8 protein-coding genes are annotated in these 16,936 nt (G+C 44.2%); 3 read left to right on the forward strand and 5 right to left on the reverse strand.

What is annotated here, in order from left to right:
- Nucleotides 1-229 precede the first annotated feature (229 nt).
- From B3R91_RS02015 to B3R91_RS02025, 3 genes are all read right to left on the reverse strand, one after another.
- Nucleotides 230-1,675, reverse strand: coding sequence for a glyceraldehyde-3-phosphate dehydrogenase (locus B3R91_RS02015; RefSeq protein ID WP_286796251.1), 1,446 nt, complete (start codon nucleotides 1,673-1,675; stop codon nucleotides 230-232).
- A 378-nt stretch (nucleotides 1,676-2,053) separates the two neighbouring features.
- Nucleotides 2,054-3,337: a lipocalin family protein gene (locus tag B3R91_RS02020; RefSeq protein WP_286796252.1), complete on the reverse strand. Its 1,284-nt coding sequence runs from the start codon at nucleotides 3,335-3,337 to the stop codon at nucleotides 2,054-2,056.
- Between the two features lie 562 nt (nucleotides 3,338-3,899).
- The gene (locus B3R91_RS02025; protein ID WP_286796253.1) at nucleotides 3,900-5,039 is read right to left on the reverse strand and encodes an NUDIX domain-containing protein; all 1,140 of its coding nucleotides are present in this window, start codon (nucleotides 5,037-5,039) and stop codon (nucleotides 3,900-3,902) included.
- 206 nt (nucleotides 5,040-5,245) lie between these two features.
- On the opposite strand from B3R91_RS02025, the gene hemP reads away from it, so the two are divergent.
- Nucleotides 5,246-5,404: a hemin uptake protein HemP gene (gene hemP / locus B3R91_RS02030; protein WP_227672156.1), complete on the forward strand. Its 159-nt coding sequence runs from the start codon at nucleotides 5,246-5,248 to the stop codon at nucleotides 5,402-5,404.
- 122 nt (nucleotides 5,405-5,526) lie between these two features.
- Here the strand turns inward: hemP and B3R91_RS02035 are convergent, their stop codons facing one another.
- On the reverse strand, nucleotides 5,527-10,542 hold the full coding sequence (locus B3R91_RS02035; protein ID WP_286796254.1) for a translocation/assembly module TamB domain-containing protein: 5,016 nt from the start codon (nucleotides 10,540-10,542) through the stop codon (nucleotides 5,527-5,529).
- A gap of 120 nt (nucleotides 10,543-10,662) precedes the next feature.
- The gene (locus B3R91_RS02040) at nucleotides 10,663-14,229 is read right to left on the reverse strand and encodes an autotransporter assembly complex protein TamA (RefSeq protein ID WP_286796256.1); all 3,567 of its coding nucleotides are present in this window, start codon (nucleotides 14,227-14,229) and stop codon (nucleotides 10,663-10,665) included.
- A gap of 324 nt (nucleotides 14,230-14,553) precedes the next feature.
- Here B3R91_RS02040 and B3R91_RS02045 point away from each other — a divergent pair, with 324 nt between their 5' ends.
- Nucleotides 14,554-15,894: an MFS transporter gene (locus tag B3R91_RS02045; RefSeq protein ID WP_286796257.1), complete on the forward strand. Its 1,341-nt coding sequence runs from the start codon at nucleotides 14,554-14,556 to the stop codon at nucleotides 15,892-15,894.
- 171 nt (nucleotides 15,895-16,065) lie between these two features.
- Complete coding sequence (gene coq7, locus B3R91_RS02050) at nucleotides 16,066-16,710, forward strand: 2-polyprenyl-3-methyl-6-methoxy-1,4-benzoquinone monooxygenase (protein ID WP_286796259.1); 645 nt, start codon at nucleotides 16,066-16,068, stop codon at nucleotides 16,708-16,710.
- The last annotated feature ends 226 nt before the right edge of the window (nucleotides 16,711-16,936 follow it).

Raw genomic sequence — 16,936 nt, forward strand, 5'->3', positions numbered from 1 at the left:
CTTTCGAAGTTGAGAGTGGGGTTTAAAACGGCATTTACTAAAATGTCATACCACGCTTAGCATTTAGCATGACAACAACACCCGATAACCATTCGGACTATCGGGTGTTTGAATACTGCCGTTAATAATTTACACCGATTTATCTAGGATAAAACTTACTTTCGTCGCGCTATTTTGCCTTAGCATTTTATCTAAATACAAACGGCTAAGATAGCAACTGTGCAAATTTTTACGCTGGAATTTGCGCATAGCTGATGCCAGCCATTTGCGTGGCCAAACGTAACACCTGCGTGCTATAGCCAACTTCGTTATCGTACCAAATATAAACGATAGCATGATTGTCTGTCAAAATAGTCGCTTGCGCATCAACGATACCGACATGCGTATCACCGACAAAATCAGTCGATACTGCTTCGGTAGAATCTGTATAAGCAATCTGAGTTTGCCACTGACTGCTATTAGACACTTTACGCATGAACTCATTCAACGCATCGGCACTGGCTGGCGCCGTTTTAAGGTTTAAGTTCAAAATCGCTAAGCTGACGTTTGGCGTTGGTACACGAATCGCATTACCCGTCAATTTACCGCTAAGCTCTGGTAAGGCTTTACCAACTGCTTTTGCCGCGCCAGTACTAGTGATAACCATATTCAATACTGCACTGCGCCCGCGGCGATCGGCTTTATGATAATTATCAATTAAGTTTTGATCGTTGGTGAACGAGTGAATGGTTTCTACGTGTCCATTCTCGATACCGTACTCATCATTTAAAACTTTGAGCGTTGGGGTAATCGCGTTAGTGGTACAGCTCGCTGCACTGACGATAGTGTCATCGCCGACCGTATCGTTATTGACGCCATAAACGACGTTTTTAATATCACCGCCAGCAGGAGCCGTTAGCAATACTTTTTTCACACCAGTCGATTGCAAATGCTTGCCAAGACCGTCTTCATCTTTCCAAATACCGGTATTATCAATAACTAATGCATCGTTGATACCATAAGCCGTATAGTCAATCTCGCTTGGGTCTTTGGCATAAATCACTTGTACAAAGCGGCCATTGATGATCAAACCATTGTTTTTATCATCGACAACGACGCCACCATCGAAACTACCATGGATTGAATCGCGCTCCAGCAATGAAGCACGCTTAGCCAAATCGCCCGCTGCTGCTGGACGCACCACAATGGCTTTTAGCTGTAAGCCTTTAGCGCTTGACGCTTGTGACAATAATAGACGCGTTAAGATACGACCAATACGACCGAAACCATACAGCACCACATCCGTTGCGCCATTGCTAGCTGCATTGTCATTATTAATAGACTGTAATGCCGCTTGTAAATCACTGTCATTAGCAATTAATTGACCAACATCGATACGCGCCGCTTGGATGTCTTTATTCTCTGCAAGCGTTTTAACCATTACTAAAGTATCCGCGACAGCGATAGGTTTAGCACCTTTATCACGTAGCGCGACTTTTTGATGCAATGCCAGTATTTGACCCACAGAGGTTGTATCTAGCGTATCACCAAACAATGTCACTTGCACATCTTGCTCATTATAAAGCTTATTTAATAGCCCCATAAGCTCAATGGCTTGTTGCTCTTGTTGGTTATAATTGCTCAAATGGTCTTGATGTAATTGGCGTAAGGTATCAGCGTTGCTCACGAGAAACATCCTTTTGGTCAGTAATTAGGTAGCAGAAAAGTAGGAAGAAATATAAATAGATAGGTCATCATTACTTAAATAACGATATTAAAACGGTCATGCTCGACTTTGGCGGTAGTGATTGGCAATAGTAACTATCACTAACTAGCGTCACAGTCTTTATCGTCACCGTCTTTAGATAAGGTAGATTTTAGCCTAAAACGCCCTATTTTGCTAGTGATAACCGAATTTGACGTACTTATCGCGTTTTTTAGCGCTTTATAAGTTACTGCATAAAAATGAAGGCAGCTTGCACTGCTGCTCTATTGTCAATTATCGATAAATCAAACAAAAATATGATAATTATAAAATACTTATATGGTTATGCCATGTATGGTTATGAAAAACTTAAGGAACCAACTTTACCGTCTGATTGGTCTGCGGAGTAAGTTTAAATTCTTTTAAATCGTAGCCCTGCTTTTGGGCAATTTGGCGATATTTTGCATAGGTCTCTTGGCTAACATTCGGCGAACGAGCCAGCAACCATAGATATTCTTTATCTGGCGTGCCAACCAATGCCGTTTTGTAATCGGCATCACGAGCAAGCACCCAGTAATCAGCGCGGCCAACAGGCAACCAGCGAATCCACGACGGTAAAAAAGTAACCTTTAATTTACTACCTGAAGCATCAGCAGGTTTAGCTAAGCCTTCTGCGGTAATGGCTGAACCATCTTGTGCTTTACATTGATTAACAACCTTGATACCTGAACCGTCAGTTTTTTCAACATACGTCGCTGTCACATCACTGGCACAGTTGCGCTGGAAATACATCGGCAAGCGCCCTATCTCATACCAAGTGCCGGCGTATTTTTTTAGATCAACGCTATCAACTGTGGTTGGTATGCTAGCAGATTTATGGATAATTGCATTTGGCTTAATGGATAACGTCTCTGTGCTGGTTTTATCCGTCGTTGCATTAGCCGTCACATTAGCTTTAGCCGCGCTATTGACGGGTGGCGTCGCTGCATACGCTGAAAACGCCGCCAGCGGTATGATAATTGCTAAAGCAATACCTGTGTGTTTAATAAGTCCATTCATAAATATGCGCTCCGGTATTGTTGGTAAACCCATATCTTCATTGACGTCGTCTATATCAACAGTTTCAGCAGTAATTGACTTATTGAAGTTATTACTTTCAATTAAGCTTTTCGCTGAGCTGTTAATTTCACTGTCAATATTGATATCGGAAGTATTGAGGTCAGTAGTTTTTTGTACTTTTTTATAAGCAAGCGCTTTTTTGTATCCGCCGCCATCTTGAAAACTGCGGCTTTGCAAATCTTGAGTGCTTTTAAAACTTGTATTATCTTTATCTTGGCGGTGATTGCTTTTCTGAATCAATGCAGGCGTGGCGGCTATAGGCGCGTTTTGTCCACTCTTTTTATAGACAAATTCATTATCTGTTGCTGATGCCTTTAGGGCGACATCGTATACTGGCATATCGTTCGCGCTATCATTGTGATAGCTAGCGTCATTGCTGGCATCACTCGATTGTGACGTATTATCTGTCTTGCGATAACCTTTTTTTAAATAGTTTTTATCAAGGTAATGCTGACTTGATTTAGTCTGCTGTGATTGAGAACCAGCTGCCTGCGAATCAGGCCATGCTGACTTAGGTAACTTATTGGTTTTCATAGGAGTACCATTTATTAATAGTGTTAGTTAAAATTTTTCATTTATCAAATTTTATAGCGATTAACTCAGTATAAATAATGCTCAACAATCACTTTAAATACAAAAGACAGATGAGTGAAAATTAAATACTGGATTACTTATGTTTACTATACCTTTCAGTGGCGCTGTGATGAATAAAATCACGATAGATAAGAAGAGGTTGGATAGCAATTGGTTAAATAGCAAGTGATTGGATAAAAAGTTGCTAGATGAATCGCCCTTAACAAACTGATTTTGCGCCCTTTGGTAATTTGCAGGTTTATAGTAATGGCAAAGGGCTAAGCAAAACAGTGTAGCAATGTAGGAAAACGCAACGGTTTGTAAGTAATTCTGTATTTACGCCATACAAGCAATACATAGTTACCTTGTGTAAAAATAGATTTAAAATCAGTGGTTTGCCCCCCATTAAACCTCACTCTTGTATGGCCTTACATTTGCTTTCAGTTTTTGATTTACCTTTCATATTTTGGTTAATTATTGGCCTAAAATATACTCTCAAATAGTATAAAGACCATGTTAAAAATTACCGTAAAAACTGACGGATACCGGCAACAGCAATGCCGCCATACTGCTCTGCTTGAGCCCTCATTGCTGGCGATAAACCACCTAAGCCAATCACTGGCATATCGGCTAATTCTGCTAATATTGACCATGCTTGCCAGCCAAGTGGCTCGACATCAGGATGGGTTTTGGTTGCTAAAACTGGTGATATAAAAATACCGATAACGGGTGATAATTGTTGCTCTAAACGTCTATGCGCCAACTTATTAGCGGCAGCAATACTTTGGGCGTCGTGGCAGCTAATGATTAATGGATAGTTTAATAAATGGTTTGTAGATAGAACGTCGTACGGTGCATGGTTATTTTGATAAATAGCGTTATCAATATCGCTTAATCCCTGTATAAGTTGTGTTTGGGTTAACTGCTTTGCGACGATTTGATGGTTTATAGCTTGCTTATGTGTTTGGTCGCTTTCAAATTCAGCTGGTACAATCGCCTGTATATCTGCACGCAAGCGTAATAGCTGCGCTATATTATTATCTGCATCCATGGCTTTTGGACGGACATAAACCCAAGCATCATGCGCCAAATGCGCTGCATGAAACTGTAGCCAAGCTGCTGCTGGATCAGCCGCGTCGTTAAAGTGTGCCAATGGATAAGTAATTGCTATCTGTTGTGGTAAACGCAACCATGCAAGAATGGTTTTATTAGCGGCTGGCAACTGATAATCTCCTGCCAATAACTTCGATTTATCTACCCAAGTTAATGCTTGACCCTCCAATCCCTGCTGGCAATGTCTATGCTGTTCATACTGCTGCGCACTTAGTGCTACCTTGTAAACCTGCAAACGTACCTGCTTATCGCCATAGTCATGATGCAGCCGACCAAGTTTTACCGCAGTATTATTTGCGATATCAATGCCCGTCTCTTCAGCGACTTCGCGTATCAGCGCTTGCTGAGCGGTTTCATTAGCATCTATCTTGCCGCCTACAAACTCATAACGATTACCTTGATGCTGCGATGCATTTCTAAAACCGAGCAAATACTGATGCTGATAATAAATGACCGCCACCGCAACATTGACGATTTTTAGCGGTTTATGGGCACTTGCCTCATTTTTAGCGAACGAATTTTTGCTTGAAGCCTCTACATGACTACGCATTCTATTGCCCTTTATAATGGTACGACTGTTTTGATTTATAGCGTTTGTAAATGCTGCTTTATATAAGTTTACATAATAACTGTGATTTATTTTATCAAATAGCTTGCAAAAGCCTTCAATGTAAATGATAATTATTATCGTTAATAACTTACTTTACCCCACTGCCTTATCTCTAATTATTTTATCAAAAGGAATTTACTATGAGCATGGTCATCTCTCGTTATTTAAACTGCCGCGAAAACCGTTTGCCTACGCTACAGTCGCAGCACCTATTTGCGCTAACCAAAGAAGTGCGTATCGAGCACGAAGGCGAAGAATATCGCTTACGCTTAACGCGCAATAACCGCTTAATTTTGACCAAATAAATCAACTGCTCACCGCATAAAAAAACGCCTTTTAATAAAGGCGTTTTTTATTGCATTAAATGAACCACTAACAAGCGACTTAAAAATCGACAGTATAGTAAGGCTATTAAAAGCTTAAGTGCTTAGAACTGCCAACTATAAACCACATCGACCGCGTTTTCCGCTGCTGAGGTTGCTTCGACATAAATCCGGCGCGTTAGCTGATAACGGATAGATAGGCTATTTTGTGCATTAAACACCCCGACTCCGTAGCGAATATACAAATCAGGGGTCACATAACCAGTAACGTTGACGTTGGTGTCATCACTGCTGCCTGACGCATCAACGGTTAGGCTTTGGAAGCCAAACGCTTGACCTATCTGGTTGGTCAGATTGCGCGTGCCACTCAGTCCAAAACTTAGTCCCGCCGCTGCAAGGTTATTGGTCACTTGCGATTTAAAGCCTTGCTCACTGATTTGTGTCGCGCTCTTATTATTAATACGACCCGTTATCAAGGCATTCATCGCTTGCTGCTGGGTTAAGCCAGCATTATTAAAGACGATAATATTTGGATTTTCTGTATTGCCTTTAACGCGTACGCCGACGGTCTTACCGCTGATGGTTTTCACTGCCTCAATGCTCAGACTTGGTTTCATCACATCGCCATTAAAACGCACCTGACCGTAATTCAGCTCTAAACTCTGACCAAAAATATTGACATTGGTACGACGAGAAACCTGCACGACGCCTTTGGCGCGCATAACGCCTGTGCCATTTTGAGTGACATTAATCGCCCCTGCTAACGGAATCACCGCACCAAAACCGCGGAAATTGATGTCATCGCCCAAGTCGATACCTATGTCGGCATTGATTGACCAAGGTTTTGAAATCGCTAAAACCTCATCAATATTACCAATCAATCGGCGATCAAGCACAACCGCATCTTCGGTTTGGGTAATGATATCTTCACTGGCTTCTGGTGGACGAATAGTCGCTGATGGCACACTGACCGCGCCAGTAATATTGACATAACGGTCACCCGGACGCACGATAATGTCGATATCAGGGTTAATCTCAGCCAACAATAATGGCGGCTGGGTCAATACTAAACGCTCGCCAATAATGCTGAGTTTGGCTTGCAGTTTTTGTTGCCAATTTACCGTACCAGTCAGCTTGCCCGTACCGGTACCACTATTAAAAGTACCATCGATATTCGCCTGAGTACCACGAATTTTGGCATCGACATTGACCTTTCTTAAATTGATTGGTAAATCTAGCATCGCAATACGGCCATCAGCCAATTTCACATCGCCATAAAACTGCGGTTTATCGAGCGTCCCACCCAAACCACCTGCCATAGTAATATTGCCTTCGAGCACGCGCATACCGGGGAAGAAAGGCTTAAACACTGCCAGATTCAGCTCATTGAGCACCAGCGCACCCGAGATAGGTTTCGGTGTTTTATAAGGGTCAACGATAACCTCAGCATAGCCACGCGCACCGCGACCAGTATTGATATCCGTGCGCAGTTTGATGCCTTCAGGGACCGATAAAGCAATGACCGACACGCGCTTATAAGGCAAGGTAACCGGCTGACTATCGCCATCTTGCATCAAGCCGATTTTGCCGTTGTCAGAATACAGCGTGGTATTGATCGTCGGCGGACGACCACGTTGCCAACCGACGATGGCTTTACCATTAATTTTCGCTTGCCAATCGATATCTTTGGGTAAAAAGACCGAGAATAGCGAAGTATCCAAGTTTTGTACCGCTAAATTGACTTGACCTGCCGCTGGTGAAGCAATGAGATTCTCACGCAAACACAGCTTGCCCGTTTGGTCGGTCGCCTGCCAACAGTGGGCGGCAAGCTGCACTTTTAAGTCGGTAGAGTTATTACCCTGCTTTTTGGGCAAATTGACAATTAATTGTGCAGGTTGTAGTTGGTTTAACGTCGCATATTTTGATTTGATACGCCCTTTACCAATCACGCCTGACCAACTGAGCTTATCGCGATTAAAGCCACCCTTGAGTCGAGCGGCGATAGCAAGTTCATCATTTGCCACTTCAAGATTGACCACATGCGCCTGCTCAGTGCCATTAAAAGTCGCATTGACCTTTTTAAAGCTCTGACCTGCCGCATCCAAACCTTCGGCGCTAATAATAAGCTGGCTTGGGCTATTGGCCAAATTGACCAGCTTACCGCGGATACGTCCTTGACGCAAAATAAAGCCCGGTAGCGCTAGTCGCTCACCAACCAAGTCAATATAAATCGTGGGCAGCGCCTGTCCTGCCGGCTGCGACAAGGTTGCGCCGCCCGTCACTTTACCAGCAAGCTTATCTGAGAGCTGGTCAAGACTGGTGATATTAATCTTAGCTTGTAGCTGCTTAGCATTGCCATTGGCAGTAAGATAATTGTCGCCCCAACGTAGCACTAAATTATTGGCATTTAAACTATCGATTAGCGCATTAACTTGTTGATACTGTGCCTGTGCATCCTGTGCTTGTAAGCGTTTAAAATAACTACTTAAGTCTTTTGTTAGGCGCAGCTTCGCCGCCAGACTACCTTTGGCACTGAGTGGCTGGCCTTTTAGCACGCCACTTAGGTTAACTTGTTTGATATTAACGATTTGCTGATTGTCACCCCAGCGCCCATCGGTATCAATAGTGCCAGTGATGGTACTTGGGATATCTTTAAAGAAATAACCCAAGTTAAAGCGATTCATCACCGCCTTGACATCCCAAGCGATACCTTTACGCACGTCAACCGTACCATTGGCATCGATACTACCTGCGGCGCCAACATGGCGGAAACGCTTGATACGAATCAGCTGCGCGTCACCACTGGCGTCAATGCTAAGTTTACCGGCTGGCAGTTGCTCAGCATCTAATACACCATCGAATTTCACCGCGAAGTTTTTCAGCTTACCCTTTGCGTTAGCATTAGCTTGGTTCTTTGGCGGCGTTTGCCACACGCCGCTGGTTTTTAAATCACCAGTGATAATGGCGGCATTATTGGGTAAAAAATAGCCAAGGTTAAATTTGTCAAAGCGGCCATCGACTGTCCAGCCAATGTTTTGACGTAAGTCAATGACACCGTTCGCTTTTACCGCGCCGGCTTCACCGTTATAGTTGAGTTTACGAATACGAATCAATTTTGGTGTACCAGCAGCATCAATCGATAAGCTGCCCTTTGGTACGTCAGCGGTATCAATATGACCATCAAAACGAGCATCAAAAACCGACAGCTCGCCGCCGATAATATCGACGCTGGCATCACCGCTGCCTGTGATACCAATAGCGCGGCTATCTTGACTGGCATCAAGGTTTGCTTTTAAATCGGTATTAGTAAAGCTAATAATATGGCGCTGACCTTTGATGCGGTTTTTACTGATATTGAGCATGCGCCCGCGCGCATTGATACGTCCTGTTAGGCGCTCAAGCGGTAAGTCACTACGATATTTTTTGGGTAATAAGCCATTGGTACGCGCGTCAATTTGCCACGTTAGCGGGCGGTTTTTACTGGCCAGTTGAATCTGCCCTGTACCAGATAGGTCGCCTACTATACCTTTGTAATTAAGATGGTTGATATTAATCACGTCGCCGGCTTTACGCACGCGCACATCGTAGTTGCCTTTAGGGGCGGCATTTAACTCATTAATCACCGCTTTGCCATCGACCGATAAATTAGAGCCGCGAATAATGACGTCCGCTTGTCCGCTTGGACTGTCGACATTACCGATATTAGGCAGATTGCGGCGTACCAAATTTTGCCACTTGGCGTCGATATACCAAGGTGTGACTTGCTTAGAATTGGCGCTGCGACCACGAGCAGGCGTTTTGCCGCGCACGATATTGGCATTGAGATGCTCACCATCGCGCTGACGCAAATCTGCATCCATCTCTAGATTGCCATTTTTATTTTTATGCTGATAATGTACCGATAAGCGACCATTGAGCTTTTGCGGCGCATAGGGTTTAAAGTCGGCATATTCATCTGGAATCGCCTGTCGAATATCAAAATTACTGCCTGTGGCGCGGACTACCGCATCAAAACTCTCTTTCCAGTCCAAAATACCTTGCAATGTCAAATTGCCTGCTGGTACTTGCGCATCCAAACGATCAACGCGCAGCTGACTGTTGGCGATAATACCGCGACCTTGATAGTGACCCGCTGGGATATCTTTGGCGGTCAGCTCGGTATTGATACGCAGACGTATCTCCGAGATGACGCCCGACGCGGTCGCCATACCGCTTTTTAGGTGGATATTTTGGCTATCGGCATAAGGAATTAAAATATCGTCCCATTTAAGTTTTGCTTGAAACGGCGAACCTTCATCTAAGCCTTGCACCACAAAATCACCGCTGACATCGCTATCGTTATAACGGCTACGGACTTTACCAACGGTACGTTTTAGCGTACCGGTTGCGGTGATATTTAACGGGTCGATGTAGGCTTTTTCTAACGCACTTACCTCGACAATTCCGCTCAAATCTAAAGGATAGTCGCCTTGTAAATCTGCCTGACCTTTTAAAGCGCTGACTTTTACAATATCCGCATACTGCAATTTGCCGCGCCCAACGTTCACCACGCTACCAACCCAAGTCAAATCTCGCGCTTCGATATCATGCACGACGATAGGGTCTTTGGTGACTTGTTTATAAATAATGGTTTTTATTTTTGCTTGATCAAAGCGCAAATTGACTGGCAAGCTAAGCGTTCGATAATCAAACGGCTCGCCCGTTGGTGGCTTATTATTGATAATCTCAATGGTTTGAATGTCGGCATCACGCAGATGCACTTCTTTGGCAAATACCGCGCGCCAGCCTATTTTGACATAAGCTTTATCGACCAATATCTCAAGGTCTTCGGTGGCGTTGATATCGATATCGCTGACCCAAATACCATCGCGCAGATTACCCCGACCGTATTTAAACTTAACTCCCGTCTCGGCACTGATTTTTTCTAAAATGAATTTTGTGCCTGACTCAGTACCGACCGCATATAAAAATATGGCGAACATAATCGCCAGTACAATCAAAATAAGGACCGTTAATTTGAGCAAAAAAGACAGGGGAAACCAACGTCTAACAGCGCGGGCATCGCGCTGTGCTGGATCTTCATCCGAGGGCTTATTTGGCGGGGTATTTTTGGTCAACATGACACTCAGCTATGTTAAAGAAGGATTACCAGCAAGCGCTAGAATGAAAAATAAGTCTGTTTTTAGTTTCTATTAGGGCTGGTTATAAGCACTGGTGTTAGGCGTACTTATAGCAGCCATTTATAAAGGTGACCCGATAAACAGATGCAGTCTAACAGGGATGCTATCTTCCGTCACGCCAGCAGCAACATCGACACGTACCACACCCACCGGCGACGCCCAGCGGATACCGACGCCGACGCCAACTTTGGTGTCGGTTTCAAAATCTTTGTCATAGGCATTACCGACATCGGTAAACACTGCGCCGCGGAAACCTGGTCTAAACTCATAGTTATATTCCGCGCTGCCGACTGCCAGGATTTGTCCTCCGGTGAGATAGCCCTTCTCAATCGGTGATAGGCTTTCGTAATCATAACCTCGAATACTTTGATCGCCGCCAGCAAAGAAGCGCAGTTTATAAGGCACTTCGTAAAAATCATCCGCCCAAATATAACCGGTATTTAAACTGCCCAGCACTTGGTGTTTATCGTCAGCCCCGAAGCTATAAAGACCGCTCACACCCGCGCGTAAAATTGCCATATCGGTATCACTTAGCAGACTTTCTGAACCTGCTTCAAGCGCATAATACTGACGGAACCCGCGGGTAGGATTGGCAGCATTATCGACGTCTGTTTTGCTCATGCCATAACCAAATAACAAAGCGTGCTGCGTCGGTTTCGAGGAAGTAAAGCGCACTGGCAGATTGTCTAATTCTTCCTCATCGACGCCAGTTTCCAGTTCATCTAAACGGTAGCGTACAGAGTAGCTACGATCCCAGCCATTTTCACGGCGGATATTACGCGCCAATGCTGCTTTTAAGGTTCGGGTAGATAAGTCAAAATTACCTTCCCCTTGATCGATAACCTCTTCTTCGTAGGTCAAACGGGCATCCAACTTATCGTTTAGCGGATGCTTCCATGGTCGACTGCCATACACGGCGACATTTTTGGTAATGCGCGAAACTTCGGTTTCTGCCCCTGCTTGATAGCCTTTACGATTAATCAGATTATAATCTATCTTGGCAGTGGCGCGCACCCCAGTATCGGTACCATAACCGAGACCAACTTGGGCATCACGTGGTTTGTTTGCCGAAACAAAGACGTACAGCGGCACTTTTTTGTTTTCTAACACGTCCTGCGGGGTTTTGCGCCCAGCAAGCGTTGGCGGGACGAAGTTTTCATCGGCAAGGATATTTTCTTCATCAGGGAATATTTTTTGTGCGACATTACTGATAGAGTCGCTGATTTTACCCAAAATACTAGTGGCTTTTTGGTCTTTTTCATCCAAGACGCGATCATCCGGCAGACGGCTTAAACGTTCAGCTTTTTGTCTAATGGCTTGCAGTTTACCCAAGGTTTCTTCATCGGCTTCAAACTCGATGGCAGCGATATCGGCTGGATTGACCGTCTCACCGCTGGTAGCGTAACGCTCAGCGTCATTTTCGGCTTTGACTGCCTCATCTTGCTCGATATTATTGCTATTGAAGTCGTCATCGGTAGTCTCAGTACTACTGCTATTAGGGGTATTATCAAAGGCTAAAGTACTGCTTTCCGTACGCTCGTCTGGCGGCAAAATCGTCTCGACGTTGACAGTATTAAAATAACGGGTCGCCGATAAATCGTTACTAAACTTGGTCACGGCCGGACGATAAAATGGCTCGCCTTCTTCAAAGCCAACCAGCTGCTTTAATAACGACAATTCAACCGGTAGCTTTTCAGGATCGCGGGTCAGCGTACCCGACTCTTGATCATAAGTAAAAAACACCACTTCATCAAACTTGTAACGATCACCCGTATTGTAAACCAGCGACACATCGGCGGTATTGTCAGGCAAGATAATATCGACCGATTTGTTGAGCCAGTATTGATCAAAGTAACCATAGGTATCACTGAGGGACCCGAGCGCCGCCTTACTGTCTTTATAAACGCGGTGATTAAAAATATCGCCCTCTTGTGGCGGCAAATCTTCTTCTAACTTGGCAAATTCTTCTTGCTCGCTGCCCTCGCCGCGAATGTCAACAATGCGGCTATCAACGCGTACCGGCTCACCCAACTTTTCAATAATGACATCAATGGTATCGGTATTTGGTTGGCGCAAACGTAGGGTTACATCATAGTAGCCAACGGCTTTGGCAGCATCTAAGGCGCTCTGGCGTAGACGCGGCAGCGCAGCAGTGAAATCAACCACAGACTGCACGGTGGTATCATCAATAGCAGCTTTGATATTCTTAAAGGGCTGAATATCATCATCGGCTTTGGTTAATGTTGGTTTAGCATTTCTTATGCTGTTTTGAGCGTTGTTTTTGCTATTATCGTTTAAATTATCTGCTGCGGCTTGTTGCAAATAAATGGTCGTCTCAACATGCGGTAGGGTGACGACGCCACCTTTAAAAAAGCGATTATACAGACGCTTAACAATATTGCCTTTTTTGTTACGTGCTATCGGTTTGGGTTTCGCCGCTTGTTCGATACTTTCTTTTACCGCATTGACATCGTTTTCATAAATAGGCAAATAATCATCAGGATTGATGCTGTCCGACTGGGCATTTTCTATACCACTATCCATGTCCACACTGGTCGTGCTATCGCCAGTGCCACTAGCAACCGAATCGCTGACGTCAATAGGACGCGACATCACATCATCTGTCTCCGCCTGCTTAACAGCGGCCTCATTTCTACCCAAGGTTTCAAGGTTGCTCGGTGCTGGTAAATTGGTAGCATCTAAACTCACATCGAGCCCAATTGGCGGCGTGCTATCGTCTAACCTTGCGACAGGCGCATCAAATGCGCCATCTAAAGCTTGAAAGTCATTGTCGTCATAACGCATACCATCGATATTATTAACGGCGTTACTTTGATTAATATTGCCGATATCTTGAGCGTTTTGCTTATCCATCGCCGCCAGCTCGCGATCAATCTCATCAGGCGTCATCATCTGATAGCCTTGTTGCTGCACGCTATTAACTTGCTGCTCTAAGTTTTCATTGCTGTCAAATGCTTGGTTGTTGCCTAGACTATCTATGCCATTACCGATAGCACTAGCAAAGTCATTAATACTATCGATATCATTATTTGATAACTGGGACTTATCCGTATTATTTGCTTGCGCGGTGGCGTTTTTGTTAGGATTTTTAATACCTAAGTTCTGCTCGCTATAATCATCCAATACCGATTGATCGATAATACCTTCTTCAACGGCTTTTTTTAGACGTAAGGCGTCCAAAGCAATATCAAGCTGGCTATCTTCATAGGCATCTTTAGAAAGTGCTCGTTTAGACGAGGACTGAGCCGAAGAATTGGAAGGCGGTTTTGGCGTTGGTGGCTGCGATTGTCGTTGCGGCTGTGCAGTGGTCGCATCATTGCCACTATTTTTGATAAGTTGGCTGCTGCTTGCATTATTGGCCGTATTATTATTTAAATCAGTGGCGGCAAGAGCACTAGGCGCGATAGCAACACTGACCCCAAAACCAACCAAACTGGTGGTCAATGCCCGAAATAGCGCCGTACGCGTAAAACAAACACGAGGGTTATCCATAGGATTTATATGAGTAGGATGAGCAAATTTAGCCGAACACAGCGGCGCATTTGACGCAGCAACAGGCGGTATCCCCGATGAGTGGCGCGCTAGAGTTGAAGGCTGGTGTTTCATATTGATTTCCTATCACCTCACGCGGCACAAGTGACGGTCGATGGCAATCGCCTCGTCTTACCGGTGAATAAACGTAGAACAGTTCGCTGAAATTAAAGGTTTGGACGGCTAAAATTTACAAATCATAACTTAGTTAATTCTCAAATCATAGCACTGTGCGCATGTATTTTTACCAAAGCCTTGCTATTATACGGCGTAACATCGATAAAACCTATGCTATATTTCGATAAGTTTTTGATAGTATTGATAATTGTTTATCTGCCAATCACTGCGTAAAAGTTTGTTTTCTCCTTTATTAGCCGCGCCCCACCTGTAGGAATTTTCATGGCCAATCAGTTTCAACTCTTTAAGCATCGCCGGTTTAATGCCATGTTTTTTACCCAATTTTTGGGTGCTTTTAATGACAATATTTTTAAGCAAGCGCTGATACTGGTGCTAACCTATACTGCTGCCAGCCAATTGGGTATGGAAGTCAGTATTTTAAATAACTTGGCGGCGATGTTGTTTATTTTGCCGTACTTTTTATTTTCGGCATTGGCAGGGCAAATTGCTGATAAGTTTGAAAAATCAAAACTGACGCGCTTAATCAAATTGCTTGAGATAGGCATTATGATTATCGCTGCTGTTGGCTTTGTCTTTGAATGGTACGCGCTGTTATTTGTGGCACTGTTTTTGATGGGCACGCAATCGACGTTTTTTGGGCCGATTAAGTATGCGTACTTGCCACAAGCGATGAGGGAAAATGAGCTGGTCGGTGCCAATGGTCTGTTCCAAATGGGCACCTCGCTTGCCATTTTGCTTGGTATGATTATCGCTGGGGTATTGACCCAAATTACCCAGCCGCTATTTTGGATAAGTGTGACGGTGCTTTTTGTTGCGGCGATAGGCTATTTTGCCGCCCGTTTTATTCCTACCATGTCAGCGATGCAGCCTGATTTGAAGATTAATTGGAATATCTTTACCACCAGTATGGCGACGGTACGTTATTTATACTCGTTGCCTTTTTTATTCTTTGTCATTCTTGGTAATAGCTGGTTTTGGTTTTATGGCGCGACGTTTTTGACCCAAACGCCAGAATTTAGCAAAGTCATTTTGCATGGCGATGAATCCGTGGTGATTTTCTTATTAACGCTATTTTCAGTTGGGGTGTCGATTGGCTCGCTACTGTGCAAATCCCTGACCAAAAATCAAGTCAGTCTGCGCCTACTGCCCTTTGGCATTACAGGTTTGAGCATTTTTGCCATTGATTTATATTTTTCTTTGTCAGGGCTCAAACTCAATGTCAGCTCGGCTGCACTATTTGGTATCAGTGATTTATGGGGTCTGAGCGGTAGCTGGCGCGTGTTTGCCGACTTGTTCTTTTTGGGCTTTAGCGGCGGTTTATACATCGTGCCTTTATACGCCTCTATGCAGGCTTATGCGCCAAAAAGCCATCGCGCGCGTATCGTCGGTGCCAATAATATCTTTAATGCCATTTTTATGGTGTGTTCGGCGATTTTCTCGATTGTGGTATTAAATGCACTGGGTCTAAATTTGCCGCAACTGTTTTTAGTTACCGGCTTATTAAATATTATCTTTGGTATATTTTTATATCTTAAGCTTAATAAACACATCAAACACGCCGTTATCCAAACTCATGATGACGAGAAAAATCGATACGACTAGCGTCAAACGCAATATGAATCGGCAAGCCAATAATTTCGCTGCCGAGATTGTCTATTGTTTGTTATAGTGGTTTGATAAGTGTTGTCTGATAGGCTTAGTGGCCTATTAAATAGCTTAAACCTATTCATCATAAGTTCTATTTATAATTCATACAGCCATCAGGAGTGAATCATGGCGCAGCGTTCCTTATCAAAAATTGACCAGCTATTACTTGGCGTAGATAAAGCATTGCGAGCGGTCGTACCGCATTCAAATCCTAGCACGCGCCCGCTGCCTGTTAGCAGTGATGAGATTTCTGAGCTGAGTATCAACGAAGCCCGTCATGTCGCAGGCTTGATGCGTATCAATCATACGGGCGAAGTCTGCGCCCAAGGGCTATATCACGGGCAAGCGTTTGCTGCAAAAAACGATGACGTCAAGCAAGCCATGCAGCAATCTGCTGAAGAAGAAGTCGATCATCTAGTTTGGTGCGAGGTTCGCTTAGATGAGCTTGGCAGCCATCCTAGTATTTTTACGCCTTTATGGTACGGCATGTCATTTGGGCTTGGCGCGGTAGCAGGGGCGATTTCTAACGAGTTTAGCTTGGGCTTTGTCGCTGAAACCGAAGCGCAAGTTAGTGAGCATTTGCAAGACCATATCGGTCAATTGCCACCGCAAGATCAACGCTCAAGAGAAATACTGGCGCAAATGGATATTGAAGAATTACATCACCGCGAGTTGGCGCTGGCAAATGGCGGCGCGGCATTGTCGCCACTGGTGCGCCACACGATGCGCTGGATGGCCAATCGCATGAAGGCCACGGCTTATCATTTATAAGCGTTTATCATCTATAATACGCAAAGCGCTACTAATCTGCATCCTTTTTTAGTGGCTACAGACGGCATTATTCTGTGCTTTTAACAATCCTACTACTGTTAGCAGTCAGATTAATTTGCTAGGGTATGAAAAATTTGTACATTTTACGGAATGCCAAAACCTAACGATCAATCAATGGATGAATAGATAACAAGTCAGTAACTACAATAACTGATAAACGACAACG

Origin of the sequence: Psychrobacter sp. UBA6291, assembly GCF_002439405.1 — a bacterium.
Lineage (GTDB): Bacteria > Pseudomonadota > Gammaproteobacteria > Pseudomonadales > Moraxellaceae > Psychrobacter > Psychrobacter faecalis.

Excerpts from the sequence above, each read along its gene's own strand:
- B3R91_RS02015 (WP_286796251.1), bottom strand. The coding sequence starts at position 1,675 with ATGTTTCTCGTGAGCAACGCTGATACCTTACGCCAATTACATCAAGAC.
- B3R91_RS02020 (WP_286796252.1), bottom strand. The coding sequence starts at position 3,337 with ATGAAAACCAATAAGTTACCTAAGTCAGCATGGCCTGATTCGCAGGCA.
- B3R91_RS02025 (WP_286796253.1), bottom strand. The coding sequence starts at position 5,039 with ATGCGTAGTCATGTAGAGGCTTCAAGCAAAAATTCGTTCGCTAAAAAT.
- hemP (WP_227672156.1), top strand. The coding sequence starts at position 5,246 with ATGGTCATCTCTCGTTATTTAAACTGCCGCGAAAACCGTTTGCCTACG.
- B3R91_RS02035 (WP_286796254.1), bottom strand. The coding sequence starts at position 10,542 with ATGTTGACCAAAAATACCCCGCCAAATAAGCCCTCGGATGAAGATCCA.
- B3R91_RS02040 (WP_286796256.1), bottom strand. The coding sequence starts at position 14,229 with ATGAAACACCAGCCTTCAACTCTAGCGCGCCACTCATCGGGGATACCG.
- B3R91_RS02045 (WP_286796257.1), top strand. The coding sequence starts at position 14,554 with ATGGCCAATCAGTTTCAACTCTTTAAGCATCGCCGGTTTAATGCCATG.
- coq7 (WP_286796259.1), top strand. The coding sequence starts at position 16,066 with ATGGCGCAGCGTTCCTTATCAAAAATTGACCAGCTATTACTTGGCGTA.